25 protein-coding genes and 2 tRNA genes are annotated in these 26,072 nt (G+C 69.8%); 16 read left to right on the forward strand and 11 right to left on the reverse strand.

Features of this window, described 5'->3' with window-relative positions; genetic code table 11:
• Positions 1 to 66 precede the first annotated feature (66 nt).
• The 3 genes from HDC36_RS15770 (at position 67) to yccS (ending at position 6,746) form a co-directional block, all read left to right on the forward strand.
• Positions 67 to 2,160: a TonB-dependent receptor gene (locus HDC36_RS15770; protein WP_179569112.1), complete on the forward strand. Its 2,094-nt coding sequence runs from the start codon at positions 67 to 69 to the stop codon at positions 2,158 to 2,160.
• Between the two features lie 97 nt (positions 2,161 to 2,257).
• Positions 2,258 to 4,375 (forward strand): TonB-dependent receptor, encoded by a 2,118-nt coding sequence (locus HDC36_RS15775; protein ID WP_179569114.1) that lies wholly within the window; start codon positions 2,258 to 2,260, stop codon positions 4,373 to 4,375.
• Between the two features lie 82 nt (positions 4,376 to 4,457).
• The gene (yccS, locus tag HDC36_RS15780; RefSeq protein WP_179569116.1) at positions 4,458 to 6,746 is read left to right on the forward strand and encodes a YccS family putative transporter; all 2,289 of its coding nucleotides are present in this window, start codon (positions 4,458 to 4,460) and stop codon (positions 6,744 to 6,746) included.
• On the opposite strand, the gene HDC36_RS15785 is transcribed toward yccS, so the two are convergent.
• Complete coding sequence (locus HDC36_RS15785; RefSeq protein WP_179569118.1) at positions 6,691 to 7,902, reverse strand: MFS transporter; 1,212 nt, start codon at positions 7,900 to 7,902, stop codon at positions 6,691 to 6,693. The genes yccS and HDC36_RS15785 overlap by 56 nt on opposite strands.
• 103 nt (positions 7,903 to 8,005) lie before the next feature.
• Between HDC36_RS15785 and HDC36_RS15790 the strand changes: the two genes are divergently transcribed.
• The 7 genes from HDC36_RS15790 (at position 8,006) to HDC36_RS15820 (ending at position 13,114) form a co-directional block, all read left to right on the forward strand.
• Positions 8,006 to 8,893: a LysR family transcriptional regulator gene (locus tag HDC36_RS15790; protein ID WP_179569120.1), complete on the forward strand. Its 888-nt coding sequence runs from the start codon at positions 8,006 to 8,008 to the stop codon at positions 8,891 to 8,893.
• Positions 8,894 to 9,108: 215 nt separating this feature from the next.
• Positions 9,109 to 11,031, forward strand: coding sequence for an MFS transporter (locus HDC36_RS15795; RefSeq protein ID WP_179569123.1), 1,923 nt, complete (start codon positions 9,109 to 9,111; stop codon positions 11,029 to 11,031).
• A 94-nt stretch (positions 11,032 to 11,125) separates the two neighbouring features.
• Positions 11,126 to 11,425 carry a CD225/dispanin family protein gene (locus HDC36_RS15800; protein ID WP_179569125.1) on the forward strand — a complete coding sequence of 100 codons (300 nt, stop codon included), beginning with the start codon at positions 11,126 to 11,128 and terminating at the stop codon, positions 11,423 to 11,425.
• Positions 11,426 to 11,480: 55 nt separating this feature from the next.
• Positions 11,481 to 11,765 (forward strand): CD225/dispanin family protein, encoded by a 285-nt coding sequence (locus tag HDC36_RS15805; protein ID WP_179569127.1) that lies wholly within the window; start codon positions 11,481 to 11,483, stop codon positions 11,763 to 11,765.
• A gap of 85 nt (positions 11,766 to 11,850) precedes the next feature.
• Positions 11,851 to 12,270 carry a DUF2752 domain-containing protein gene (locus HDC36_RS15810; protein WP_179569129.1) on the forward strand — a complete coding sequence of 140 codons (420 nt, stop codon included), beginning with the start codon at positions 11,851 to 11,853 and terminating at the stop codon, positions 12,268 to 12,270.
• A 95-nt stretch (positions 12,271 to 12,365) separates the two neighbouring features.
• Positions 12,366 to 12,701: a CD225/dispanin family protein gene (locus HDC36_RS15815; RefSeq protein ID WP_179569131.1), complete on the forward strand. Its 336-nt coding sequence runs from the start codon at positions 12,366 to 12,368 to the stop codon at positions 12,699 to 12,701.
• A 5-nt stretch (positions 12,702 to 12,706) separates the two neighbouring features.
• Entirely contained in the window at positions 12,707 to 13,114 is a 408-nt protein-coding gene (locus tag HDC36_RS15820; protein WP_179569133.1) for a DUF2752 domain-containing protein, read from the forward strand.
• Here the strand turns inward: HDC36_RS15820 and HDC36_RS15825 are convergent, their stop codons facing one another.
• Genes HDC36_RS15825 through HDC36_RS15845 form a run of 5 tightly spaced genes read right to left on the reverse strand, consistent with a single transcriptional unit; the run spans position 13,115 to position 16,658 of the window.
• Positions 13,115 to 14,011, reverse strand: a complete 897-nt coding sequence (locus HDC36_RS15825; protein ID WP_179569135.1) for a hypothetical protein — start codon at positions 14,009 to 14,011, stop codon at positions 13,115 to 13,117.
• 50 nt (positions 14,012 to 14,061) lie between these two features.
• Complete coding sequence (gene nudC / locus HDC36_RS15830) at positions 14,062 to 14,994, reverse strand: NAD(+) diphosphatase (protein ID WP_179569137.1); 933 nt, start codon at positions 14,992 to 14,994, stop codon at positions 14,062 to 14,064.
• 48 nt (positions 14,995 to 15,042) lie between these two features.
• On the reverse strand, positions 15,043 to 15,429 hold the full coding sequence (gene erpA / locus HDC36_RS15835) for an iron-sulfur cluster insertion protein ErpA (RefSeq protein WP_053836095.1): 387 nt from the start codon (positions 15,427 to 15,429) through the stop codon (positions 15,043 to 15,045).
• A gap of 31 nt (positions 15,430 to 15,460) precedes the next feature.
• A complete protein-coding gene (locus HDC36_RS15840) occupies positions 15,461 to 15,916 on the reverse strand; it encodes a polymer-forming cytoskeletal protein (RefSeq protein WP_179569139.1) in 456 nt (151 codons plus the stop codon).
• A gap of 7 nt (positions 15,917 to 15,923) precedes the next feature.
• Complete coding sequence (locus HDC36_RS15845) at positions 15,924 to 16,658, reverse strand: DUF6776 family protein (protein ID WP_179569141.1); 735 nt, start codon at positions 16,656 to 16,658, stop codon at positions 15,924 to 15,926.
• A gap of 181 nt (positions 16,659 to 16,839) precedes the next feature.
• On the opposite strand from HDC36_RS15845, the gene HDC36_RS15850 reads away from it, so the two are divergent.
• The 3 genes from HDC36_RS15850 to HDC36_RS15860 are packed head-to-tail and all read left to right on the forward strand — an operon-like array spanning position 16,840 to position 21,865.
• Positions 16,840 to 17,472 carry a DUF4126 domain-containing protein gene (locus tag HDC36_RS15850; protein ID WP_179569143.1) on the forward strand — a complete coding sequence of 211 codons (633 nt, stop codon included), beginning with the start codon at positions 16,840 to 16,842 and terminating at the stop codon, positions 17,470 to 17,472.
• A 41-nt stretch (positions 17,473 to 17,513) separates the two neighbouring features.
• On the forward strand, positions 17,514 to 19,415 hold the full coding sequence (locus HDC36_RS15855) for an EAL domain-containing response regulator (RefSeq protein ID WP_179569145.1): 1,902 nt from the start codon (positions 17,514 to 17,516) through the stop codon (positions 19,413 to 19,415).
• A gap of 35 nt (positions 19,416 to 19,450) precedes the next feature.
• Positions 19,451 to 21,865: an ATP-binding protein gene (locus tag HDC36_RS15860; protein WP_179569471.1), complete on the forward strand. Its 2,415-nt coding sequence runs from the start codon at positions 19,451 to 19,453 to the stop codon at positions 21,863 to 21,865.
• A 183-nt stretch (positions 21,866 to 22,048) separates the two neighbouring features.
• Here HDC36_RS15860 and bfr read toward each other — a convergent pair whose 3' ends face one another.
• The 3 genes from bfr to HDC36_RS15875 all read right to left on the reverse strand — a co-directional run bounded on the left by bfr (position 22,049) and on the right by HDC36_RS15875 (position 23,533).
• Positions 22,049 to 22,519 (reverse strand): bacterioferritin, encoded by a 471-nt coding sequence (bfr, locus tag HDC36_RS15865; RefSeq protein WP_145704796.1) that lies wholly within the window; start codon positions 22,517 to 22,519, stop codon positions 22,049 to 22,051.
• Positions 22,520 to 22,632: 113 nt separating this feature from the next.
• On the reverse strand, positions 22,633 to 22,842 hold the full coding sequence (locus HDC36_RS15870; protein WP_179569147.1) for a (2Fe-2S)-binding protein: 210 nt from the start codon (positions 22,840 to 22,842) through the stop codon (positions 22,633 to 22,635).
• Between the two features lie 79 nt (positions 22,843 to 22,921).
• Positions 22,922 to 23,533 carry an RNA pyrophosphohydrolase gene (locus HDC36_RS15875; protein ID WP_179569149.1) on the reverse strand — a complete coding sequence of 204 codons (612 nt, stop codon included), beginning with the start codon at positions 23,531 to 23,533 and terminating at the stop codon, positions 22,922 to 22,924.
• Between the two features lie 120 nt (positions 23,534 to 23,653).
• On the opposite strand from HDC36_RS15875, the gene HDC36_RS15880 reads away from it, so the two are divergent.
• A tRNA-Met gene (locus tag HDC36_RS15880) sits at positions 23,654 to 23,730 on the forward strand.
• Between the two features lie 44 nt (positions 23,731 to 23,774).
• A tRNA-Gln gene (locus tag HDC36_RS15885) sits at positions 23,775 to 23,849 on the forward strand.
• Between the two features lie 450 nt (positions 23,850 to 24,299).
• Here HDC36_RS15885 and rpsI read toward each other — a convergent pair.
• Together rpsI and rplM are read right to left on the reverse strand one after the other, a co-directional pair.
• A complete protein-coding gene (gene rpsI, locus HDC36_RS15890; protein WP_003470251.1) occupies positions 24,300 to 24,692 on the reverse strand; it encodes a 30S ribosomal protein S9 in 393 nt (130 codons plus the stop codon).
• A 2-nt stretch (positions 24,693 to 24,694) separates the two neighbouring features.
• Entirely contained in the window at positions 24,695 to 25,123 is a 429-nt protein-coding gene (gene rplM, locus HDC36_RS15895; protein ID WP_003470250.1) for a 50S ribosomal protein L13, read from the reverse strand.
• A gap of 214 nt (positions 25,124 to 25,337) precedes the next feature.
• Between rplM and coq7 the strand changes: the two genes are divergently transcribed.
• Positions 25,338 to 25,982: a 2-polyprenyl-3-methyl-6-methoxy-1,4-benzoquinone monooxygenase gene (coq7, locus tag HDC36_RS15900; RefSeq protein ID WP_179569151.1), complete on the forward strand. Its 645-nt coding sequence runs from the start codon at positions 25,338 to 25,340 to the stop codon at positions 25,980 to 25,982.
• Positions 25,983 to 26,072 lie beyond the last annotated feature (90 nt).

Genomic DNA, 26,072 nt, shown 5'->3' on the forward strand with positions numbered 1-26,072 from the left:
TTCCTCTCCCACCGCTTTCGCCGATCGCGGGCGGCACGCTGCTGCCCGCAGAAAAGGATGCTGCCGATGTCTTGTCCGTCCGCGCACGCCGCGCATGTGCTCCCCTGCCGATTCCATCGCGGCGTGCGCCTGGCCGCGCTCGCCGCCGCGCTCCTGCTGGCCTGCGACGCCCATGCCGGAGACGCGGAGAGCGAGCAGGCGACCGAGCTGGACGCGGTCAGCGTGACCGCCGCGCGCGTGCATGCCAATGCCGGGGCGCTGGGCGAACGCAACGTGCAGGACACGCCGTTCGCGATCCAGGTGCTGGACCGCGACGACCTCGACAAGCGCCAGGTGGTGTCGCTGGGCAATGCCTTCTTCAACGATCCGTCGGTGGTCACCCAGGTCGGCGCCTATTCCAGCGGCTGGAGTTCGCCGATCATCAACCGCGGGCTCGGCCTGAGCTACGACAGCTACCGCGTCAACGGCCTGCAGGTCTCGTCCTGGGGCAGCGAATGGCCGCTGGAAGCGATGGAACAGGTGGAACTGCTGAAGGGACCGGCCGGCTTCCTGTACGGCTTCGGCCAGCCCGGCGGCCTGGTCAATTACCTGACCAAGAAACCGACCGACGACACCACCCTGTCGGCCAGGCTCGGCTGGCGCTCGGACGCCGTGGCCAGCGCCCAGCTCGACGCGGGCGGGCGCTTCGGCAACCAGGACATGTTCGGCTACCGCCTCAACGCCTTCCGCGAGAAAGGCGAGACGTACAACGGCGGCGAGGTCGACCGCAAGGTCGTCTCGGCCGCGCTGAACGCGCGCCTGAGCGATCGCCTCACCTGGACCGCCGACCTGGTCTACCAGAGCCGCCAGCTGTCCGAGGAAGCGCTGCAGTACTACTTCATCGGCCTGAGCGCGGTGCCGCGCGCGATCGCCGGCGACGCCGACCGCTCGGTGACCGGTTCGTACTACGACACCCGCTCCCGCCTGCTGTCGACCGGGCTGGAATGGCGCTTCGCCGACGGCTGGAAGGCCAGCCTGAACTACGGCGTCACCACCTCGTGGAACGACGTCAACAAGATCTTCGCCTACATCGACGACGGCAACGGCGACTACGCCGTCAACGCCTACGAGCTGGGCGGCAGGAGCGAGTGGAAGCTGGTGCAGCTGATGCTGCAGGGCCGCTTCGCCACCGGACCGCTGAGCCACCAGCTGGTGGCCGGCGCCTCGCGCCAGGACGCCACCGGCTGGGACCGCCCCTACGTGTGGCAGACCATCGGCCGCGGCAACCTCTACGACTGGCAGGGCATGACCCACTACAGCAGCGCCTCGCGGGTGATGACCCGCAGCAGCGAGACGCTGCAGAAGGCGCTGTTCGTCAGCGACACCGTCGCCTTCGCGCCGGGCTGGTCGCTGCTGGCCGGCTGGCGCTACAACGACTACGAACAGGTCGGCACGTACCACACCTATCCGGTCACGCCGACCTATGCGCTGATGTACAAGCCGGCCGACACGGTCACGCTGTATGCCAGCTACATCGAATCGCTGGAAGCCGGCGGCCGCGTCGGCGACGACTACATCAACGCCGGCCAGGTGCTCGACCCCACCATCAGCAAGCAGTACGAGATCGGCGCCAAGATCGCCTATCCGCGCTGGAACGCCAACGCGGCCGCGTTCCGGCTGGAGCGCGGCGCCAGCATCGACCGCATCACCGCGGCCGGCAAATATCTGGAGCAGGACGGCGTCACCCTGTACGACGGCATCGAACTGAGCGGCGACTACCGCCTCACCGAGCAACTGAGCCTCGGCGCCGGCGCCACCTGGCTGGATCCGCGCTACGACAAACTCTCGCCGGACAACGCCGCCGATCAAGGCCACCGGGTCAGCTTCGCGGCGCGCTGGCAAGGCGTGGCGCACGTGGACTACGCGTTCCCCGGCATCGACGGACTCAGCGTCTATGCCGCGCTGCGCTACTTCGGCGACGTCTGGTACGACACCGCCAACACGCTGAAGCTGCCGGACTACACGCTGGCCAATGTCGGCGCCGGCTATCGCATGCGCCTGCACGGGCATCCGCTGACCTGGCGCGCGAGCATCGACAACCTCACCGACCGCAAGTACTGGATCACCAACAGCGTCGGCGCGCCGCGCACCTATGCGGTGAGCGTGCAGTTCGACCTGTGAACCGCGCGGCGGCCTGCGCAGCGGCCGCCGCGCCTTTCGTCCACCCAGCCCCAGCGGCAAGGCACGACGCCCTCTTCCCCGACCAACGGAACCCGTCATGCCCACCCGACTCCCACGCCATTCCCTGTTGCCGCTCGCGCTGGTGGCCGCGCTCTGCGCATCCGCCCATGCCACAGCGGCCGAGACCGATGCCGACCCCGCCGAACGCAAGGCCACCGAGCTGGACGCGGTCCGGGTCAACGCCGAGCGCGCCGAGGCGCCGGCCGGCGCCCTGGGCGAACGGCCCGCGCGCGACACCCCGTTCTCGATCACCCGCATCGATGCCGACGCCCTGCAGGAGCGCCAGGTCAACTCGCTGGCGCAGATGTTCATGACCGATCCGTCGGTCTCCGGCAACGTCGGCGCCTACAACAGCAGCTGGTACACCACCATCCAGGTGCGCGGCCTGCCGGTCAGCTACAGCAACGGCTACAAGCTCAACGGCATGCCGCTGTACACCTACGGCGCCGAGTGGCCTAGCGAGACCATGGAGCAGGTGCAGTTGCTCAAGGGCGCCAGCGGCTTCATGTACGGCTTCGGCGCCCCTGGCGGCATCGTCAACTACATCACCAAGAAGCCCACCGACACCCCGCTGCTGGACCTGAGCGTCGGCTACCGCGACGGCGGCGTATACAGCGCGCAGCTCGACAACGGCCGCCGCTTCGGCGAGGACGACCGCTTCGGCTACCGCCTCAACGTGCTGCGCGAACAGGGCGATACCTACAACGACACCCACGTCGAGCGCACGCTGGCCTCGCTGGGGCTGGATGCGCGCCTGAGCGACGATCTCACCTGGACCGCCGACCTGCTCTACCAGGACCGCAAGCTGGAGAACGAAGCGCCGACCATCACCTTCTACGGCTATGGCGACAGCGCCCTGCCGCGCCGCCTCGACCCGCGCCGCGACCGCGCCATCCGCGACACCTTCTTCAACACCGAGATGCAGTCGGCGATGACCGGCCTGCGCTGGCGGATCGACGATGCCTGGAACGCGCGCCTGGACCTGAGCTACAGCAAGTACCGCAGTTCGATCAACAAGATCTGGGACTACGTGCTCAACCGCGAGGGCGACACCAACACGTATATCTACGACCTGGGCAACCTCGCCGAGAACTACCTGGCGCAGGGCCTGCTCGAAGGCCGCTTCAGCACCGGCCCGATCGACCACCAGCTGGTCGCCGGCGCGAGCTGGCAACAGGCCGACAGCGGCTGGGCCAAGCAGAACCTGTGGTACCAGCTGGGTACCTCCAACCTGTACGAGGACAGCGCGCTCAGTTACCACAGCACCCATTCGCGCGACACCTACCGCAGCGACCGGGTCGAGCAGAACGCGCTGTTCGCCAGCGACACGCTCAGCGTCGGCGCGCACTGGTCGCTGCTGCTGGGCCTGCGCCACACCCGCTACGAACAGAACAGCTGGGACGTGGACGGCACGCACACCGCGCGCTACCAGAAGTCGGTCAACACCCCGACCGTGGCGCTGCTGTTCAAGCCGCGCGAAGACCAGACCGTGTACGCCAGCTACGTGGAATCGCTGGAGCAGGGCAGCACCGTCGGCCAGCTCTACGAGAACCGCAACACGCTGCTGCCGCCGCTGGAAAGCAAGCAGTACGAGCTGGGCTACAAGCTGGAGCATGCGCGCTGGGCGCTGGATGCGGCCTGGTTCCGCATCGAGCGCGGCGCCGAATACGGCAATGCCGCCAACTACTACGTGCAGGACGGCGAGGTGCGCTACCAGGGATTCGACCTCAGCGGCCACGTGCAGGCCACGCCGAACTGGCGCATCGGCGCCGGCGCGACCTGGGTCGATGCCGAATACCTGCGCAACGAGGCCGCCGCGGTCGGCCGCACCCCCGCCGGCGTGGCCAGGTTCCAGGCCACGCTCGACACCGCGTACGCATTCGACGCCGTGCCCGGGCTGAGCGTGCACGCGGCCGCCAAGCACTACGGCTCGCAGCCGTACGGTGCGTCGATGTGGAACGACCTGTACGACCTGAAGCTGCCGTCCTTCACCCTGCTCGATGCCGGCCTCGGCTATCGCACGCACTGGGGCGCCACGCCGCTGACGCTGCGCGGCGAACTCACCAACCTCACCGACCGCCGCTACTGGACCAACGACGGCAACGGCTACGGCCAGCCGCGCACCTGGTCGCTGAGCGCCACGTTCGAACTTTGAGCGCCGCGCTGCGCCTTGCCGCGGCAAGGCGCAGCGGCGACCGCAGGACAGCGGCGACGGCCGCACCGCGGACGCAGTGCCGATGCTCGCCGACCCACTTCGGCGTCGGCAAGCATCATCGCGGCCAGCGTTGCGTTATCGTGTCGCCGTGCCGAAATCCTCGATCGAAACCCGCCTCAGCCGCCTGTGGGCCCACGAAAAGGCCAGCTACGGGCTGCGCGTGTTCATCGCCCTGGGCGTGGCGATGGGCGTGTGCTGGCAGCAGCAGCAACTGACCGCGCTGCCGGCGATCTTCCTCGGCGCCATCGCCAGCGCCATCGCCGAGACCGACGACAACTGGCTGGGCCGGATCAAGTCGGTGCTGCTGTCGCTGCTGTGCTTCGCCGCCGCCGCGGCCGCGGTGGTGCTGCTGTTCCCGTATCCGCTGGCGTTCGTCGCCGGCATGGCGCTGTCCACCTTCGCCCTGACCCTGCTCGGCGCGCTCGGCGAACGCTACGCCTCCATCGCCCAGGCCACGGTGGCGCTGGCGATCTACGCGATGATCGGCATCGACCATGGCGGCCGTTCCGGCCACGTCGGCGGCAGCGCCTGGCACGGCATCGGCCTGTTGATGCTCGGTGCGGCCTGGTACGGGCTGCTGTCGATCCTGTGGACGCTCCTGTTCGCCAACCGCCCGGTGCGCGAGCGGCTGTCGCGGCTGTTCTTCGAACTCGGCCGCTACCTGCGGCTCAAGGCCGCGCTGTTCGAACCGGTGCGACAGAGCGACCTGCACGCGCGGCGGCTGGCGCTGGCCGAGCAGAACGCGCAGGTGGTGGCGGCGCTGAACGCGGCCAAGACCGCGATCATGAGCCGCTTCGGCCGCTCCGGCCGGCCCGGCGTGCAGTCCGGCCTGTACTTCCGGCTGTACTACATGGCGCAGGATTTCCACGAACGCGCCAGCTCCTCGCACTATCCCTACGAGGCGCTGACCGACGCGTTCTTCCACAGCGACGTGCTGTACCGCTGCCAGCGCCTGCTGGCCCTGCAGGGCAAGGCCTGCGCCGCGCTGGGCGAAGCGATCCGGATGCGCCAGCCGTTCGAATACGGCGAGCAGACCCAGCAGGCCACCACCGACCTGCGCCAGTCGCTGGACTTCCTGCACGCCCAGGCCGACCCGCGCCAGGCGCGGCTGCTCGGTTCGCTGGAACTGCTGGTCACCAACCTGCAGAGCATCGAGCGGCGGCTGTCCGAGGCCGCGCAATCGGACACCACCAGCGACACCCTCGACACCCGCCTGCGCGACTCCTCGCCGCACACCTTGCGCGAGATGCTGGTGCGCGTCGGCCAGCAGCTCACCCCGGGCTCGGTGCTGTTCCGGCACGGGCTGCGCATGGCGATCGCGCTGGTGGTCGGCTACGCCATCATGCAGTCCATCCACGCCAGCAACGGCTACTGGATCCTGCTCACCACCGCCTTCGTGTGCCGGCCCAACTACGGCGCCACCCGGCTGCGCCTGGCGCAGCGCATCGCCGGCACGCTGATCGGGCTGATCGCGACCTGGGCGCTGATGCAGCTGTTCCCCGGCACCGAACTGCAGCTGCTGTTCGCGCTGTTCGGCGCGCTGCTGTTCTTCGTCACCCGCACCGACCGCTACATGCTGGCCACCGCCGCGATCACGGTGATGGCGCTGTTCTGCTTCAACCTGCTCGGCGACGGCTTCGTGCTGATCTGGCCGCGTCTGGTGGATACGCTGATCGGCTGCGCGATCGCCGCGGCGGCCTCGTTCCTGATCCTGCCCGACTGGCAGGGCCGGCGCCTCAACCAGGTGATGGCCACGGTGCTGGCCAGCTGCGCGCGCTACCTGGCGCAGGTGCTGGAGCAATACCGCAGCGGCATGCGCGACGACCTGCCCTACCGCATCGCCCGGCGCGACATGCACAACGCCGACGCCGCGCTGTCGGTGGCGCTGTCCAACATGCTGCGCGAACCCGGCCGCTACCGCCGCAACCTGGATGCGGGCTTCCGCTTCCTGGCGCTGTCCAACACCTTGCTCGGCTACCTGTCGGCGCTGGGCGCGCACCGCGCCGCGCTGGCCGGCGAGGCCGATCCGGCCATCGACCGCGCCGGCGGTTACCTGCAGGACACCCTGGGCGCGATCGCCGACGCGCTGGCGCAGCGCCAGGCGCTACCGCCGGCCGACGAATCGGCCGAGGTGGGCATGGCCGATGCGCTGGAGCACGAGGACGGGATCGACGAGGCCAAGCGGCGGCTGGTGCGCAACCAGTTGGCGCTGACCCTGCGCCTGCTGCCCAAGCTGCGCGCCGCCGCGCACGCGGTCACCGCTCCGGCAGCGGCGCCAGCGCCGCCGGCGGCCGTGCCGGCCGCACGCTGACGCCCATCCACAGCAGCGCCGCCACCGCCAGCGCCGCGCCGCCGACCACCACCCCGCGCCAGCCGGCGTAGGCGTAGGCGGCGGTGCCGAGGCTGGAACCGATCGCGCCGCCGATGAAATAGCAGGTGACGTAGGCCGAGGTGATGCGGTTGCGCGCCTTCGGATCCAGTTGGTAGATCACGTGCTGGTTGCCGATGTGCACGCCCTGCACCGCCACGTCCAGCAGCAGCACCCCGGCGATCAGCAGCCACAGCGAGTGCGGCGCGGCGGCCAGCAGCAGCCACGACAGCAGCAGCATGGCCAGCCCGCCCCAGCCCACCCAGTGCCCGGCGCCGCGGTCGGCGAGCTTGCCCGACAGGTTGGCGGCGAACGCGCCGGCGGCGCCGATCAGGCCGAACAGGCCGATCGTCGCGGTGCCGTAGCCGTAGCTGGGACCGGACAGCAGGAACGCCAGCGTGGTCCAGAACATGCTGAAACCGGCGAAGATCAGCCCGCCCAGGATCGCGCGCGCGCGCAGCACCGGTTCGTCGCGCAACAGCGCCAGCACCGAACCGATCAGGTGCGGATAGGACAGTCGCGGATTGCCCGGATGCCGCGGCAGCGCGCGCCACAGCAGCGCCGCCACCAGCAGGATCAGCGCCGCGGCCACCCAGTACACGACATGCCAGCCGCCGACGCCGGCCAGCAGCCCGGACACGGTGCGCGCCAGCAGGATGCCCAGCAGCAGGCCGCTCATCACCGTGCCGACCACCCGCCCGCGCTCGTGCGGCGCGGCCAGGGTGGCGGCGAACGGCACCAGGATCTGCGCGGCCACCGAGCTGAGTCCGGTGACCAGGGTGCCGAGCAGCAGCAGCGCGAAGCTGGTCGAGGCGGCGCTGATCAGCAGGCCCACCGCACTGAGCGCGTACAGCCCCACGATCAGGCTGCGGCGCTCGAAGCGGTCGCCCAGCGGCACCAGCAACAGCAAGCCGGCGGCGTAGGCCAGTTGCGCGGTGGTGACCACCGCGCCGGCGCTGCGCACGTCGATCGCGAAGGTCTGCGCCAGCACTTCCAGCAGCGGCTGCGCGTAATAGTTGCTGGCCACCGCCAGGCCGGTGGCGGCGGCCATCAGCAGCACCAGGCCACGGTGCAACGGCGGATGCGGGGAGCTGTCCATGAGCGGAATCCAAGGGTGCGGAAGGAATGGCGCCAGTCTGGGCAAGCGCCATCGATCTTTCCAATGTATTGTTTTCACTCGATCCATCTCGTTTGCAGATGCCATGCTGACCCTGCGCCAACTCGAGTTCGCCGTCGCCGTGGCCGAGGAGGGCAGCTTCACCGCCGCCGCGCGGCGCTGCCACACGGTGCAGTCGGCGCTGAGCCACCAGATCGCCAAGATCGAGGAAGCGCTGGGCGCGCGCCTGTTCGAGCGCGGTGCGCGGCAGGTGCGGCTGACCGCCGCCGGCGAGGTATTCCTGCACAACGCCCGCGAAACCCTGCGCGCGGCCGAACGCCTGCACGAGGAGATGGCGCAGGCGCTCGGCACCGTGCGCGGGCGCCTGCACATCGGCCAGATCTCCTCGCTGACCACGGTGCAGGTACCGGCCCTGCTGCGCCGCTTCCGCGCCGCGCATAGCGCGGTGGACGTGCACCTGCGCACCGGCATGAGCGATGCGCTGCTGCTCGATCTGGGCGAAGGCCGGCTGGACGTGGCCCTGGTCGGGGTCGGCCCGCATATCGTCCTGCCCGAGCAGCGCCTGCTGCTGCACGAGGAACCGCTGGCGCTGATCGCCGCGCCCGGCAACCGCTTCGCCGCGCGCGCCGAAGTGTCCCTGCACGAACTGGAGGACGCGCCGATGGCCGGGCTGATCGCCGGCGCCGGCGTGCGCGGCATCATCGACCGCGCCTTTGCCGAGGCCGGCCTGCGCCAGCGCCTGCAGTACGAGGTCACCCATGCCGATCTGCAACGGCAACTGGTGGTCGAGGACCTGGGCCTGGCGATCGTGCCGCAGACCATGGCCGCGGCGATGCACGGCGTGGCGGTGATCGCGCTGCGCGAGCGCTTCCGCTTCCTGACCTACGCCACCTGGCGCGCGGACCCGACCCCGGCCGCACGCGCGCTGATCGCGCTGCTGCGGCAGCAGGCAGGCGCCGTCGCAACCGGCTAACCGGATCGCCTCGCACCGCAGCCCCCTGTAGGCGCGGCTTCAGCCGCGACGAACGGAGCACGCCACCATGACGCCGCCTGCAAAAAGCCAGCACGCGCTTCCCCCCGCAGACGCCACCGCCGACACAGCCCGCATCGCGGCACGCCGCGCCCCACGGCGCCGCATCCGCCGCGCAACGAACCTGCTAGGCTGCGCGCGTTCGCAAAGGAGCCTGCATGTCCGGCCATAGCCAGTTCGCCCTGCTGAAACAGCGCCGCTTCCTGCCGTTCTTCGTGGTCCAGGGGTTGGGCGCGTTCAACGACAACGTCTACCGGCAGGCGATCATCGGCTTGCTGTTCTATCTGGGCGTCACCCCCGAGCAGCGCACGCTGTACACCAATCTGGCGCCAGCGCTGTTCATCCTGCCGTACTTCCTGTTCTCCGCATTGGCCGGGCAGATCGCCGAGAAGCTGGAGAAATCGCGGCTGGTGGTGATCACCACCACGATGGAGATCGCGATCATGTCGCTGGCCGCGGTCGGCTTTCTGACCGAGAACATGGCGGTGCTGCTGGTCGCGCTGTTCTGCACCGGCCTGCAGTCCACCCTGTTCGGCCCGGTGAAATATTCGATCCTGCCTTCGGTGCTGAAGCCGGAGGAACTGACCGGCGGCAACGGCCTGGTCGAGATGGGCACCTCGATCTCGATCCTGTGCGGCATGATCCTGGGCGGACTGATCTTCCAGATCGCCGGCAGCCACGGCCCGGTCGCCGCGGCCACCGCGGTGATCGCGCTGGCGGTCACCGGCAACCTGGTCGCGCGCCTCATTCCCAAGGTCGATGCCGGCGCGCCGGACCTGAAGATCAACTGGAATCCGCTGCCCGAGTCGCTGGCGATCATGCGCCTGACCCGGCGCCAGCTGGCGGTGCGCAACGCGGTGCTCGGCGTGTCCTGGTTCTGGTTCATCGGCACCGTGCTGACCGCGCAGTTGCCGACCTACGCCGAACTCAATCTCGGCGGCGCGCAGGACCTGTACATCTTCGCCCTGGCGCTGTTCTCGATCGGCACCGGCACCGGCTCGCTGCTGTGCGAGAAGCTGTCCGGACGCACCGTGGAGATCGGCCTGGTGCCGCTGGGCGCGTTCGGCATCAGCGCGTTCATGCTCGACCTGTATTTCGCCCGCCCCGGCGGCGCGCTGCAGGCCGGGCTGGGCATCGGCCAGTTCGTGCACCAGGCCGGCAGCTGGCGGATCATGCTCGACCTGGTCGGCATCGGCCTGTGCACCGGCCTGTTCGTGGTGCCGCTGTTCGCGCTGATCCAGAGCCGCACGCCCAAGGCGGAACTGTCGCGGGTCATCGCCGGGCTCAACATCCAGAATTCGATGTTCATCGTCATCGCCGCGATGGTCGGCATCGCGCTGCAGATGAAACAGCTCACGCTGTTCGGCATGCGCGTGCCGATGCCCGGGCTGAGCATCCCGCAGGTGTTCCTGGCGCTGGCCATCGCCAACGCGGTGGTGGCGATCTGGATCTTCAGCATCGTCCCCGAATTCCTGATGCGTTTCCTCAGCTGGGTGATGGTGCGCGCGCTGTACCGGCTGCGCCTGCACGGCATCGAGCGGCACGTGCCCGACGAGGGCGCGGCGTTGATCGTGTGCAACCACGTCAGCTACATGGACGCGCTGGTGCTGGCCGCGTCGATCCCGCGCCCGGTGCGTTTCGTCATGTACTACCGCATCTTCAACATCCCGGTGATGCGCTGGATCTTCCGCACCGCCAAGGCGATCCCGATCGCCGGCGCGCGCGAGGACCCGGCGCTGATGCAGCGCGCGTTCGACGAGATCGACGCGGCGCTGGCCGAGGGCGAACTGGTGTGCATCTTCCCCGAGGGCGCGCTGACCAAGGACGGGGAGATCGCCAAGTTCAAGTCCGGCGTGGAGAAGATCGTCGAGCGCCGCGCGGTGCCGGTCGTGCCGATGGCGCTGCGCAACATGTGGACCAGCATGTGGAGCAAGCGCGATTCGCGGCTGCGGCGCATGCGCGTGCCGCGGCGCTTCCGCGCGCACGTGGAGGTGATCGCGGGCGCGCCGGTGGCGGCCGCCGAGGTCAGCGCGGAGCTGCTGGAAGCGCAGGTGCGGCAGCTGCGCGGGGACGCCGCGTGAACCTGCGGGGTGCCGGGAAACGCCGCTTCGGGTAGATTAGGCGCCGGGGAGACGCCTGCGTACTGCAGCGGCGTCCATTGCAGGGGTCGATCAGTTGAGTCAGGTATTGCCGCCACCACCGCCCAACGGCGCGGGCATCTACGTCCCCAACAATCTGGTGTGGGCGATCCTGTCCACGCTGTTCTGCTGCCTGCCGCTGGGCGTGGTGTCGATCGTCTATGCCTCGCAGGTGGACGGCAAGCGCGCCGCCGGCGATGTGGCCGGCGCACGCGACGCCTCGCGCAAGGCCGGCCTGTGGGCGATGTGGTCGGCGCTGGCCGCGCCGATCCTGCTCGCGCTGTGGTTCCTGCTGTTCGGCGGCATCGCGATCCTCAGCAGCGCGCTGGGGCAGTGAGTCCGCCCGCTTTCTCGTTTTTTCTTCGTTCCACCACGCAACCGGAGTAACACGGATGAATACCACCGCACCGCAAGTGTCCAACAATCTGGTCTGGGCGATCCTGAGCACGCTGTTCTGCTGCCTACCGCTGGGCATCGTTTCGATCGTGTTCGCCGCCCAGGTCAACACCAAGCTCGCCGCCGGCGACGTTGCCGGCGCCCGCGAATCGGCCGACAAGGCCAAGAAGTGGGCGATCTACTCGGTCATCGCCTGGGTGGTGCTGGTCGTGCTGTACCTGATCTTCATCTTCGCCCTGGGTGGCCTGGGCATGATGCAGCAGTCGTCGACCACGTACTGATCGACGATCCGGGCCGCCGTTGCCGCGCGCCGCGGCGGCCTTGTTCGATCGCTCCACGATTCCGTTACCGACGATTCCGTTGCCGATGTTCCTGCGCGCACGCCCCCTGCCCCGCTGGCTGCCGCTGGCCGCACTGAGCGGCGCCGCCGTGGTCGCGACGCTGGTGCTGCGCCGGGTCGATCCCAATGTGCCGGGCAATCCGTTGCCTGCGTGCCCGTTCTACGCGCTCACCGGCCTGTATTGCCCAGGCTGCGGCAGCACCCGCTGCCTGCATGCACTGGTGCACCTGGATATCGCCCATGCCATGGCGACCAATCCGCTGCTGGTGGTGGCGCTGCCGCTGTTGGCGATCATGGCGCTCAATGCCGCCGGGCTGCGCATGCGCCTGCTGGCGCCGCTGCTGAAGATCCTCGCCGATCCGCGCCTGTGGCTGTGGCTGCTGCTCGGCTACGCGGTGCTGCGCAATCTGCCGTGGTACCCGTTCACCCTGCTGGCGCCGCACTGAGCGCATCGCGCGGCGCCGAAAGATGGAGCCGCGGCGACCACCTCGTCTAGACTTGGCCCCATGCCCAGCGCATAGCCCCTCAAGGAGATCCACACATGAGCACCGTCAGCCCCGTCACGCCGCCGCCCGCCCCCGGCGCGATTCCCAATCATCTAGCCTGGGCGATCATCGCCACGGTGCTCGGGTTCTGCCTGTGCTGTCCGTCGATCATTCCGGGCATCGTCGCCATCGTGTTCTCCAGCAAGGTCAACGGGCTGCTCAACCAGGGCGACCTGGACGGCGCGCGGCGCGCCTCCAACAGCGCCAAGACCTGGTGCTGGGTGACCACCGCGCTGGCCATCATCGGCCTGTTGATCAACATCGGCATGGTCGCGACCGGCGGCATGCAGAGCTACATGGAATACGTGAACCAGATGCAGCACATGAGCTGATCGGCATGCGCGCCTGGCAACAACGGGCGTGTCTCGGCGCCGCCACCGCCCTCGCGGCGGCCGGCGGCGCGCTGTTGTACCGGTTCGATCCCAGCGCCGCGGACAATCCGTTCGCGCCGTGCCTGTTCCATGCGCTCACCGGCTACTACTGTCCCGGCTGCGGCATGACCCGCGCGCTGCACGCCCTGGTGCACCTGGATCCGCTCGGCGCCTTCGCGATGAATCCCGGGGCGATGCTGGGCCTGGCCGTGCTGCCGGGCCTGATCGCGTGGAAGGCGGGCTGGCGCGCGGCATGGTTCGCGCCGGTGGTCGCGCTGCTGTCGCGGCCGAACTTCTGGCTGCTGGCGCTGCCCGGCTACTGGATCGCGCGCAACCTGCCGTGGTTTCCGTTCACCCTGCTCGCGCCGGGTTAGTCAGCTGACCCAGCCGGCGATCACCAGCAACGCCAGCACCACCAGCCACAGCAGCAATACCCGCCAGATCTGGCTCATCGCGTCGCGCAATTCCGGCAGGCGCCGCAGCACCGGCACCACCATGCCGGCATCGCTGTAGTCGTGCGCCTCCTCGTCGAGTTCACCGCGCACGCTGGCGCAGGCCACCGGGCCGAGGAAGCCGCTGTCCAGCTGCCAGCGATTGCCGCCGGCCGCACGCCAGGCGCCGAACACGGTCTCGAAATTGCCGACCAGCGCCAGCGAGAAGGTCATCAGCTGCGCCACCGGCCACTCCATCGCGGCCAGCACGGTGCGTGCGCCGAGCGCGGTGGCCAACGGCAGCCGCGGCGCGTACGGGCCGACCGCGGCCAGCGCCAGCAGGCGATAGCCGAGCGCGCCGAACGGCCCCAGCAGCAGGAACCAGAACAGCACCGCGAACCAGCGCCGCAATGCGCTGACCGCCACCGCCTCCACCAGCCCGGCCGGATCCTCGCGCGGCGGCCCGCCATCGGCGTGCAGATGCGCGACCGCCACGCGCCGCGCGGCGACGTCGTCGGCCTCGATCACCGCTTCCACATCGGTATCCAGGTCGCGCGGCCCCCAGCTGAAGGCCAGCACCAGCACCCCGAACAGCAGCGCCAGCAGGCCCAGGTGCGGCGCGGCGAGCAGCCACTGCAGCAGGCCGACCAGCAGCAAGGCCGGCAGCAGCGCCAGCGCGATGCCGTAGCGGCCGCGCCAGCCGCTGCCTTCGCCGGCGTGCGCATCCAGCCACGACAGCCAGTCGCCATAGGCATCGAAACGGCGCAGCGAGGCCACCATGCCGGGCGCGACATGGCCCAGCACCAGGGCGACGATCACAGCGACGAGGGTAGTGAACATGCAGGTCCTCCGGGACCGTTCTGAAGCGTGTGCAGCGGACGCCGGGCGGCCTACGCGTGCGTGCCGCCGCGGCGATACCAGTCCACGACCAGCGCGCGTGCGATGGAGATGCCCGGCGGCAGGCGCAGGCCGTGGCCGTCGTCGGCGCTGTCGCCCTGTGCCGCGGAGCGCTGCAGGGCGGCCCCGATCTCGTCGCGTTCGAACCAGCGGGCGTCTTCCAGCTCCCCATCCACCTGCGGCAGGTCGGGCTCGGCCAGCGCGCTGAAGCCGAGCATCAGCGCACCGGGGAACGGCCATGGCTGCGCGCCGTAGTAGCGGCAGCTGCCGGGCCGGACCCGCACCTGGGTCTCCTCGGCCACTTCGCGCGCCACGGTCTGCTCCAGCGACTCGCCCGGCTCGACGAAGCCGGCGATCACCGAATAGCGCCGCGCCGGCCAGCTCGCCTGGCGCCCCAGCAGCAGCCGCGCGCCGTCGCTGACCGCGACGATCACCGCCGGATCCACGCGCGGATAGTGTTCGCTGGCGCATTGCGCGCAGACGCCGAGGAAGCCGCCGCGGCGGAACCCGATGGCGCCGCCGCAGACGCCGCAGAAGCGGGTGCGCGATTGCCAGTGCAGCATGCCGCGGGCATAGGCGAACAGGCCGGACGCGAACGCCGGCCACTCGGCGGCGGCGCGGCGCAGGTCCATGCGCTGCGGCGGGTCGATGTCGGCGTCGCGCATGCCCGCGCCCACCGCGAACCAGGCATCGCCATCGCGCAGGCCGAGAAAGATCGCCTGCTCGACCACGTCGCCCAGCGCCGCGCCGGTCAGCGCCAGCGGCTGGCCGTGCGCATCGGCGTAGGCATTGCCATCGGCATCGAGCAGCAGCAGGCGCGCGCTGGGCCAGGCGCGGCGCAGGGCTTCGGGATCGTTGCGCAGCGCGTCGGCGCGGTCGATGACCGCGTCGGCGAACGCGAAGGAAACAGGCGTCAGTTCGGGCATGCGGCGCAGGGTGCAGGCAAACCGCGCATCCCGCAAGCCGCAGCGTGTCTACACGCTGAAGCTGCTGCCGCAGCCGCAGGTGGTCTTGGCGTTGGGGTTGCGGATCACGAACTGCGCGCCGTGCAGGCCTTCGCTGTAATCCACTTCCGCGCCCATCAGGTATTGCAGGCTCAGCGGGTCGACCAGCAGGGTGACCTCGTCGGTGCGCACCGACAGGTCGTCCTCGGCGCGGTTCTCGTCGAACTCGAAGCCGTACTGGAACCCGGAACAGCCGCCACCCTGGATGTACACGCGCAGCGCCAACGCGTCGTTGCCTTCCTCGCGGATCAGCTCGCGCACCTTGGCCGCGGCGGCCTGGGTGAAGTTCAGCGGCCGCTCCAGCGACTGGTAGTCGGGGGCGGGCGCGGCGCTGGGCAGGGAAACGAGAGTGCTCATGGCTGCAGGATGGGGGCGGCCGGGAGCCGAATCAAGCATCCGCCGCGGTCAGCGCGCGCTGCGCCAGCTCGGCCTGCGGTTCTTCGTGCGCCCGCTCCGGCGGCGCCAGCGCGGCCATGCTGCCGGCATGGATCAGCCGTCCGGTCAGCTGCGCACCGGCGTTCATCTCCACCACCTGGTAGTGCACGTTGCCCTGCACCCGCGCCTTCGGCGCCAGTTCCACGCGCTCGGCGGCATGCACGTCGCCGGTCAGCTGGCCGTTGATGATCACGATCGGGGCGCGCACCTCGCCCTCGATGCTGCCGTGCTCGGACAGGGTCAGCGTCGCCGGCGCGCCGTCCTCGGCCAGCACCTTGCCGAGGATGCGCCCTTCCACGTACAGGCCGCCGCTGAACACCAGGTCGCCCCGGATCACCACCTGCGCGCCGATCAGGGTATCCACCACGGTCTGGCCGCTGCTGCGGCCGTTCTTGTTGCTTCCGAACATAAGCTGCCTACTCCCCTTTGCCGTTGCCGGCCAGTGTCCAATCGAAACTCTGGGTGACCGGCGCCCCTCCGCCGGACAGCGATACTCGCACCCGTTGCGGGGTGAAATCCTTGGGCAGGATCACGCTGCCGTCCAACTGCTGGAAATAGCGGAACGAATAGTCCTGCCCGGGCACGCCGCTCTTCTGGTGCAGCTCGTCCCAGCCCACGCTGGCCAGCTTGCCGCCGCGCACGCCTTCCACCGCCAGGCGCATCTGCCCCTGGCTGATCGCGCCGCGGTTGAGGTTCTGGGTCAGCACCACGTTGTAGTGCCAGGTGCCGCCGGCCTCGGCCGAGAACTCGGCCGAATGCACGGTCAGGCCCTTGCGCTGGCTGGTGGCGCCGACCAGGCGCTCGTAGAAGGCCACGTCGGCCCGCAGCCCGGCGATCTCCTCGTCGCGCTCGGCCAGCGAACTCTGCACTTCGTTGTTGGCGGCGCGGCTGATCTGGTCGGAGCGGGCCAGGGTGGCCTGGCGCTGGTTGAGCGTGTCGATCTGCCGCTGCTGCGCCTGCAGCTTGGCGTCGGCCTGCCGCAGCTGCGTCCTCACCTCGCCCAACTCGGGCGCGGCCTGGCGGCTGGCCAGCAGCCAGGTTCCTGCCAGCGACAGCAGCCAGACGATGGCGATCAGCAGCCACAGGCCACGTCCGCGCGCGGGCGCGGCGCCGTTGGGCACGATCTGGAAACGGGGCACGGGTCGGTTCATCGTCAAAGCCGCGCCACCGAGGCGGCAGCGGCGTCGATCCTCGCGGGGGGTCGGCCGGCCGGCTAGTGTAAGCCACGCGCCGTAGCTTGCCGTTGCCGGCACGCGCGGCCCGTGCGCTGGCCTTCGCTGCACGCTTGGCCGATAGTGGCCGCCACCCGCGCATCTGCAGGAGCGCCTCGCCATGACCGACGCCCACCTCTTCGTAATCGGCATCCTGCTGGCCTGGCTGGCCGGCATCCGCGTCTACCTGACCGTGTTCGGGATCGGCGTGGCCGGCCTGCTCGGCTGGCTGGACTTGCCGCCGGCGCTGCAGGCCACCGAGTCGTGGTGGGTGCTCGGCACCTCCGGCGCACTGGCGCTGGCCGAGTTCTTCGCCGACAAGATTCCCGGCGTGGATTCGGTCTGGGACCTGCTGCAGACCCTGACCCGGATCCCGGCCGGCGCGTTCCTGGCCGCGGCCACGCTGTCCCAGGACGGCCAACTGGGCGCCGGCGCGCTCGCCACCGGTGCCGGCGTCGCGCTCACCAGCCACGTGCTGAAGGCCGGCTCGCGCGCCTTGCTGAACACGTCGCCGGAGCCGGCCAGCAACTGGATCGCCTCGCTGACCGAGGATTCGGTGGTCCTGGCCACGCTCGCGCTGGCCCTGGTGCATCCGTGGCTGGCGCTGGCCGTATTGCTTGGGGCGAGCGTGCTGGGTGCGCTGCTGGTGTGGTGGGTGTGGCGCACGCTGTGGCGCGGCGTCCGCCGCCTGCTGGCGGCGCCCGCGGACGCCGCCGTCGCCAGGCCGAGCCGAGATGGCTCCCTGTCTTCGTGAACTTCATCGCATAATTGCGCGCGCACCAGGATAAAGACGCGATGGCCGCAAGAGACACCGCACCACTTTCCAGCCGCGACGATCCGCGTTCGCGCAACGTCCGTGCCGAGACCCCGCCACCGCACTACTGGCGGCGCTGGGCCGCCGACGCGGTGCCGGACGCGCAAGCGCCGGCGCCCGACCTCGACATGGCGCCGCGCGCGGGAGACGGCACCGCCTCCGCCGCCGCCCCCGGCGAGCAGACCGCCGCGGCCGCGCCGAGCGCGGCAAGCGACGCTGCCGCGCCGCCGCCGCCGCTGGACGCGCCGTACCGCATCCTGATCGTCGAGGACGACCGTTCGCAGGCCTTGTTCGCGCAGAGCGTGCTGCATGGCGCCGGCATGCAGGCGCAGGTGGAGATGCGGGCCGAAGGCGTGCAGCAGGCGATCGCCGACTACCGCCCCGACCTGATCCTGATGGACCTGCACATGCCCGGCCTGGACGGCATGCGCCTGACCGCGCTGATCCGCCAGCAGCCGCAGCACCAGTTGCTGCCGATCGTGTTCCTGACCGGCGACCCGGATCCGGAGCTGCAATACGAAGTGCTGGACAGCGGCGCCGACGATTTCCTGACCAAGCCGATCCGGCCGCGGCACCTGATCGCCGCGGTCTCCAACCGCATCCGCCGCGCGCGCCAGCAGGCGCAGCAGAGCGCCAGCGACGGCGTGCCGCTGAACAATCCCGAGACCGGCCTGCCGACCCGCACCCACGTGCTGCAGTTGCTCGGCGAGTCGCTGCGCGCGCGCGCCGGCGGCGGCCTGTTCTTCATCGAGATCGCCAGCGCGCTGGGCCTGCGCGAACGCTACGGCTACGCCGCGTTCGAACGCCTGATGACCCAGGCCGGACGCCGCCTGGCCAGCGTCACCGCGCCGCAGCCGCTGGCCCGGCTCAACGACAACAGCTTCCTGCTGCTGGCCCAGGACAACGACCTGGACGCGCTGCGGCAGCGCGCGCAAGCCTTGCGCGAAGCCCTGGCCAGCCATGCGTTCCCGCTGCGCGACGACGAAGCCGTGCACCTGCGCTGCGCGATCGGCTATGCCGACCTGGCGCAAGGGTTCGAGGACGCCGGCAGCGCACTGGAAGCGGTCGAACGCACCGCGCTGCAGGCGCGCCTGCATCCGCAGGGCGTGGCCGCGTACGCGCCGCCGCGCGAGGAAGAGGACCTCGGCCGCATCGCCATGTTCGAAGGCCAGCTGGAGCCGGCCTACCAGCCGATCGTCGCCGTGGCCGGCGGCGATACCGCGCAGTACCAGGTCCTGCTGCGCCTGCGCCAGCGCGACGGCACGCTGCTGTCGGCCGGGCAGGTGTTGCCCGCGGCCGAGGCCGGCGGGCGCATCGCCGACCTCGACCAGCAGGTGCTGGACCACGCGCTCGGCCTGCTGCACCTGTACCAGCACGCCACGCCGCCGCTGCGCCTGTTCGTGTCGCAGTCCTCGCGCACGCTGGCGCGCGGCGCCTTCGCCGACTGGCTGGTCGAGGCGATCGGCCGCCGCGGCGTCACCGGCACCTCGCTGGTGATCGACCTGCGCCTGGACGATGCGCTGATCCACACGGTGACGCTGCAGCAGTTCTGCGCCCGGCTGATGCCGCTGGGCGTGCAGTTCTGCCTCAGCCAGTTCGAACCCGGCGCCGAGGCCGAGGCGCTGCTCAACCAGTTGCCGCTGGGCTACCTGCGCCTGTCCGCGCGCTTCGCCAACGCGCATGCCGATGCCGAACTGCGCGACCAGTTGCGCGCCGCGATCGACCTGGCGCACCGCGCCGGGCTGCTGATCATCGGCCAGCAGATCGAGGAAGCGCAGGCGGCCGCGGCGATGTGGATGGGCGGGGTCGATTTCATCCAGGGCAACCTGGTGCAGTCGGTCGGCGACGAACTGAACTTCGATTTCCAGAACGCGGTGCTGTAGCGATGCCCGCACGCCGGCGCCGGCCCCTGCCGTGGCTGGCCGCGTCGAGCGCGGCGAGCGCGGTCGCCGGCGCGCTGCTGGCGGTGCCGCTGCTGGCCCCGCCGCCGCCGTGGCATCTGCTGGCCCCGCTGTGCATCGGCAGCGCCGCGCTGCTGGCGGTGGTGGCCGGCTGGCGCGCGCAGCAGCAGGCCGGCGCGCTGGATGCGGCGCTGGCGCGCGCCGCATTGGCCGAATCCGAACGCGACGCGCTGCAGCGCGACGTGCACCTGCGCGAACGCCTGGAACGGGAGCTGGTGCAGGCCAAGCAGGCCGCCGAGGCCGCGGCGATGGCCAAGGGCGAATTCCTGGCCACCATGAGCCACGAGATCCGCACCCCGCTCAACGGCATCATTCCGATGCTGGAACTGATCGCGCGCGGCCAGCTCGGCACCGAGCAGCGCGAGATGCTGCGCGCCGCCAACGACTCCTCGCTGCAACTGCTGCGCATCGTCGACGACATCCTGGACTACTCCAAGCTGGAAGCGAACCGGCTGGAGCTGGAGATCACCAGCTTCAACCTGCGCGAACTGCTCGACGGCGTGCTGCAGCTGATGCAGCGCTCGGCCGAGGCCAAGGGCCTGCGCGTGACCCTGCAGCTGGATCCGGCGGTGCGCCTGCCGGTGCGCGGCGACCCGGTGCGGCTGCGGCAGGTGCTGAGCAACCTGATCGGCAACGCGATCAAGTTCACCGCGCGCGGCAGCGTGGAGTTGCGCGTGCGCCGCCTCGGCGAGACCCAGGCGCAGCACCTGCTGCGCCTGGAGGTGCGCGACACCGGCATCGGCATCAGCGCCGAGCAGCAGGAACGGCTGTTCCGCTCCTTCACCCAGGCCGATGCCTCCACCACCCGCCTGTACGGCGGCACCGGCCTGGGGCTGGCGATCTGCAAACGCATCGTCGACCTGATGGGCGGGCGCATCGGCGTGGAATCGGGCAGCGACCAGGGCGCCACGTTCTGGTTCGAGATCCCGCTGCTGAAGGTGATCGGCGACCTGCCGCAGCTCCAGGGCGGCCTGCCGCGGCTGCGTGCGCTGCTGGTCGGCGCCGACCTGCGCCTGTACCAGCGCCTGAAAGGGCTGCTGCCGAACTGGGGCGTGCAGCTGAGCAAGGTCGACTCGACCCAGGAAGCGCTGGAGCGGCTGCGCGCCGGCGGCGCCGCGCTCCCGCCCTACGACCTGGTGATCGGCGACCTCGACGGCCTGCGCCAGAGCGCACGCGCCCTGCAGCGCGCGGTCGGGCGCCTGCCGGCGCCGCATGGCGTGCGCCTGATCTGGCTGTACGGGGAAGTGGAGATTCCCGATGAGATCCGCGCGCACGGCGCGCTGCTGTCGCGGCAGGCGGCGGATCTGGACTTACGCGGAATGCTGGCGCTGGTGCCTGCGGCGGCCCCCGCTGGCGCCGTGGGCCTGGCCCCGTCCGATGCCGCGCTCTACCCCGCGCACGCCGCCGAACCAACGCCAACCCCGGCCATCGCCACCGAACCCGGCCTGGACATCGCGGCCGGCCCGGCCTCGCTGCCCGCCGATTACCGCCTGCTGCTGGTGGAGGACAACCCGGTCAACCTGCTGGTCGCGCAGAAGCTGCTCGACGTCCTCGGCTACCGCAGCGACAGCGCCACAGACGGCGCTGCCGCGCTGGCGCGACTGGACGCGCAGCCCTACGACCTGGTGCTGATGGACTGCCAGATGCCGGTCCTGGACGGCTACGCCGCCGCCCGCCAGTGGCGCCAGGCCGAAGCGGCGGCGGGACGGCCGCGGTTGCCGATCGTGGCGATGACCGCCAATGCCATGGCCGGCGACCGCCAGCGCTGCCTGGAGGCCGGCATGGACGACTACCTGTCCAAGCCGGTCAACCGCGAACTGCTGGCGGAATGCCTGCAACGCTGGCTGCCGCACCGCGCCGCCAATGCCGCACCGGTGGATGCCGCGCTGCCGGCGGAGGCGGAGGCCACGGAAAGCGCGGCATCGCCGACGCCGCCGTCCGTCGCGCCCACGCCCGCCGCCAACGGCGCCGACACGGCGCCGATGCTGCCGCCGACCCCGTTGCCGGTGCTGGACATCGCGGTGCTCGACGAATTGCGCGAACTCGCCGGCAGCGCGACCACCGCGCAGATCGTCGACCTGTTCCTGGACGATGCGCCGCAGCTGATCCAGCGCCTGGAGCAGGCCGCCGCGATCCCGCAGCTGGACCCGTTGCGCGACGCGGCGCACACGCTGAAGTCCTCGGCCGCCAACGTCGGCGCGCTGGCACTGTCGGCCGCCGCCGCGCGCATCGAGACCGGCGTGCGCGCCCATCAGCTGGAGCGCCCCGCGGTCGCGGTGGCGCTGGTCATCGCCGAATTCGCGCGTGCGCGGCTGGCCTTGAAGGGCTACCGCAACACCTTGCGCGACGCCGCGGAAAGCACGGCGCCATAAGCGGCCCATACCCATTGCCTGTGTAGGAGCGGCTTCAGCCGCGACAGATCCTATGGGTACCTTCGGATAGGGCCTGTCGCGGCTGAAGCCGCTCCTACAGGGGTGCCAGCATCCCTTGGGCTACCCACGCCGGGCGAGGCCCGCCCGAATGCTGGCCACAACACGGCCAGGCGGAAGCGCCGCTCAGTCCTCGAGCTTGGTCAGCAGATAGTTCGGCTCGCCGATGCGGCCGATCAGATCGAGCTGGGTTTCCAGCCAATCGATGTGCTCTTCCTCCGACTCCAGGATGTCGGCCAGCAGCTGGCGGCTGACGTAGTCCTGGATCGACTCGGCGTAGGCGATGCCTTCGCGCAAGGTGGTGGTGCCGTCCTGTTCCAGCGCCAGGTCGCACTCGAGGATTTCCTTCGGGTTCTCGCCGATGCGCAGCTTGCCCAGCGCCTGGAAGTTGGGCAGCCCCTCGAGGAACAGGATGCGGTCCGCCAGCTTGTCGGCGTGCTTCATCTCGTCGATCGATTCCTTGTACTCGTGTTCGGCCAGTTCCTTCAGCCCCCAGTTCTTCAGCATCTTGGCGTGCAGGAAGTACTGGTTGATCGCGGTCAACTCGTTGTAGAGGACCTTGTTGAGGAACTCGATGACCTTGCTGTCGCCCTTCATCGCAGTGCTCGCTAATGCGTGGAAAGCGCAGACTTTAGCGAATCGGCCGCGGCCGTGAAGGAACGCGAATCGTGATCATCCCGCTGCGCATCCGCGCCGCGCGGACGCCGCTTTCAGGCGGCGCGGGCCATGCCGCCCAGCATGGGCAACGGCAGGTCGCGCAGCAGCGCGCGTTCCAGCAGGTCGCCAGCCATGTCCAGGCAGGAACCGCAGGTGGCACCGCAACCGGTGCGCATGGTCAGCTCGGACACGGTGCGGCAGCCGGCATCGGCGGCTTCGCGGATCTGGCGATCGGTGACCCCATTGCAGATGCAGACGTACACGATGGCGTTGGCGGCGGACGGCGCGGACTGCGCCTGCCGCCATTCAAACCAAAGTGAGAATGGTTGTCAATTCCGACCGTTAATCGTTATTAATACGGGCGACCAGGGGACCGCCGCGCTTGCGCGGCCGCTTGCGCGGGCGCTCGTGGCCGGCGTTGTTGCCGGGCATCCACGCTTCCTGCGCCAGGGTCGGCATGGCGCGGATGCCCGGCCCGGCGATGCTCTGCGCCAACGGCGCCAGGTGGCGCAGGGCGCGGGCATACACGCCGCGCTTGAACAGCACCACATGTTCCACCGGATACCAGAAATCGACCCAGCGCCAATGGTCGAATTCCGGGGTCTCGGTCAGCTCCAGGTTCAATTCGCTCTCGTCGCACTGCATCCGCAGCAGGAACCAGACCTGCTTCTGGCCGATGCACACCTGGCGTTCGTTACGGCGGATGGCGCGGCTGGGCAGCCGATAGCGCAGCCAGCCAGGCGTCGCGCCGAGCACTTCGACGTGCTCGGGCAACAGCCCGGTCTCTTCACGCAACTCGCGGTACATGGCCTCGACCGGGGTCTCGTCGGTATTCATGCCGCCTTGCGGGAACTGCCAGCCATCCCGGCGCACGCGACGTGCCCAGAACACCTGACCGTCCGGCCGCATCAGCACGATGCCCACGTTCGGTCGATAGCCGTCCGGATCGATCACGATGCGGACTCCTGAAAAATCTACTGGCTCCGACTCTGCCATGGCTGCGGCCGGCCCACAAGCGCGGCAAAAACCCGTTGACAGCCGCCCCATTTACTATAAGAATTGGCGGTTCACCAAGGCTATGTAGCTCAGCCGGTTAGAGCACAGCACTCATAATGCTGGGGTCGGTGGTTCGAGTCCACCCATAGCCACCATGGTGTCCACGCAGCAGGCGTGCGATAATTGCAATCTGCGACATTGCCCCGTCGCCAAGCGGTAAGGCACCTGACTCTGACTCAGGCATTCGGTGGTTCGAATCCATCCGGGGCAGCCAAACAAAAAAGAAAGGCCGATCTTTGATCGGCCTTTCTTTTTTGTTTGGCGCGGGGTTTGCGCAGGCGCTACGCGCCTGCGCCCCGCACCTTGCTGCGCAAGATGCGGGCCCCAGCCCTTCCGCCCCCACATCCCCGCGCCTGTCGGCGCGCCCCCTTGGACTCCAAGGGGGCTTTTCACCAGACACTTTGATGCAGGTTGGAGGTAAAGCCTCGACTCTCGTGCGGGGGGGGGCGTGCCCGACTGCCGATACTTCTGAAGACGCATGCCCTGGACGCCACGCTCGGACGCGTGCGGTCCCGGCGGCCGCCATCGCCCGACTCAATTTCGACCGCGCAGCAACCACCAAGGCGCAGCACCGATTCCCCGAAACGACAAAAGCCCGGCCGGAGCCGGGCTTTTGCGTGTTTCCCAGGGGAATCCCGAAGGATTCCACGCCAGGCGCGGTGGATCAGCGCTTGGAGAACTGGGTCGCGCGGCGGGCCTTGTGCAGACCGACCTTCTTACGCTCGACTTCGCGAGCGTCGCGGGTCATGAAGCCGGCCTTGCGCAGCTCGGACTTCAGGGTTTCGTCGTACTCGACCAGCGCGCGGGCGATGCCCAGGCGGATCGCACCGGCCTGGCCGGTGGTGCCGCCGCCGGCGGCGGTGACGAAGATGTCGAAGCTCTCGGTGTTCTTGGTCAGCTCCAGCGGCTGGCGCACGATCATGCGCGCGGTCTCACGGCCGAAGAACTCGTCCAGCGGACGGTTGTTGACGGTGATGTTGCCGGTGCCCTTGCGCAGGAACACGCGGGCGGTGGAGGACTTGCGGCGGCCGGTGCCGTAGTTTTGCGTGATAGCCATGATTAGATATCCAGAACTTGCGGCTGCTGGGCGGTATGCGGATGCTCGGAGCCCTTGTAGACCTTGAGCTTGCGGTACATGGCGCGACCCAGCGGACCCTTCGGCAGCATGCCCTTGACCGCGATCTCGATGACGCGCTCGGGATGACGCTCCAGCGCCTGCGCCAAGGTCTCGGTCTTCAGGTTGCCGATGTAGCCGGTGAAGCGGTGGTACTTCTTGTCGTTGAGCTTGTTGCCGGTGACCGTGATCTTCTCGGCGTTGATCACCACCAGGTAATCGCCGGTATCGACGTGCGGGGTATAGACCGGCTTGTGCTTGCCGCGCAGACGGCGGGCCAATTCGGTGGAAAGCCGGCCCAGCGTTTTGCCGGCGGCGTCGACGAGATACCAGTCGCGCTGGACGGTCTCGGACTTAGCGGTGAAGGTGCTCATTAGAAGACTCGGTTGGTCGGGCGGATTCCGGCAGCACGCTGCCTGAACTTTGCCACGCGTTGTGAATTGCAAAAACGCAAGAGGCGAAATTCTACGCGCCGCCGCCGCCGCTTGCAAGTCCACCCCTGGCGGAGCCGCCACGGGCGGCGCCCGCGCTTGGCATCGCGGCGGCCCGAGGGGAAAATCGAAGCCCCCTACCGCCCCCGGCCCCTCGATGACGGCTCCCCGCCTGCATACCCCGCTCGACCGCGCCCTGGTCGAGGCCCAGCGCGCCCTGGAGACGGTGTTCGGCAATCCGCCGGCACAGCGCCCCTACCCGGCCGCGGCCACCGCCGACGTGGTGCTGGCGCCGGACGAACGCCGCCACGCCGCCGGGCTGATGCGCATCAACCATGTCGGCGAGGTCTGCGCGCAGGGCCTGTACTTCGGCCAGGCCGCGGTCGCGCGCGATCCGGCGACCCGCGCGCACCTGCTGGAGGCGGCGCAGGAAGAGACCGACCACCTGGCCTGGTGCGCGGCACGGCTGCGCGAACTGGACAGCCGCCCGAGCCTGTTCAATCCGGTCTGGTACGCCGGCAGCTATGCGATCGGCACCCTGGCCGGGCTGCGCGGCGACGGCTGGAATCTGGGCTTCGTGGTGGAGACAGAACGCCAGGTCGAGGCGCATCTGGACGAGCACCTGCAGACGCTGCCGCCGGCCGACCTGCGCAGCCGCGACGTCCTGAAGGTGATGAAGGCTGACGAGGCGCGCCATGCCGAGCACGCCGAACAGGCCGGCGCGCGGCGCTTGCCGGCGCCGATTCCGAGCCTGATGGCCGCGGCCTCGCGGCTGATGAAAGCGGTCGCCTACCGGCTCTGAACACGGCGTGGCACGCGTGCCGCGGACGCTCGCGCTGGCATTGCCGGCGCATTCGGGTTAAAGTGAACGAAAGCTGACTGATTCCACGTC

The sequence above is a fragment of the Xanthomonas sp. JAI131 genome, assembly GCF_013410075.1.
GTDB classification, from domain to species: Bacteria; Pseudomonadota; Gammaproteobacteria; order Xanthomonadales; family Xanthomonadaceae; genus Xanthomonas_A; species Xanthomonas_A bonasiae.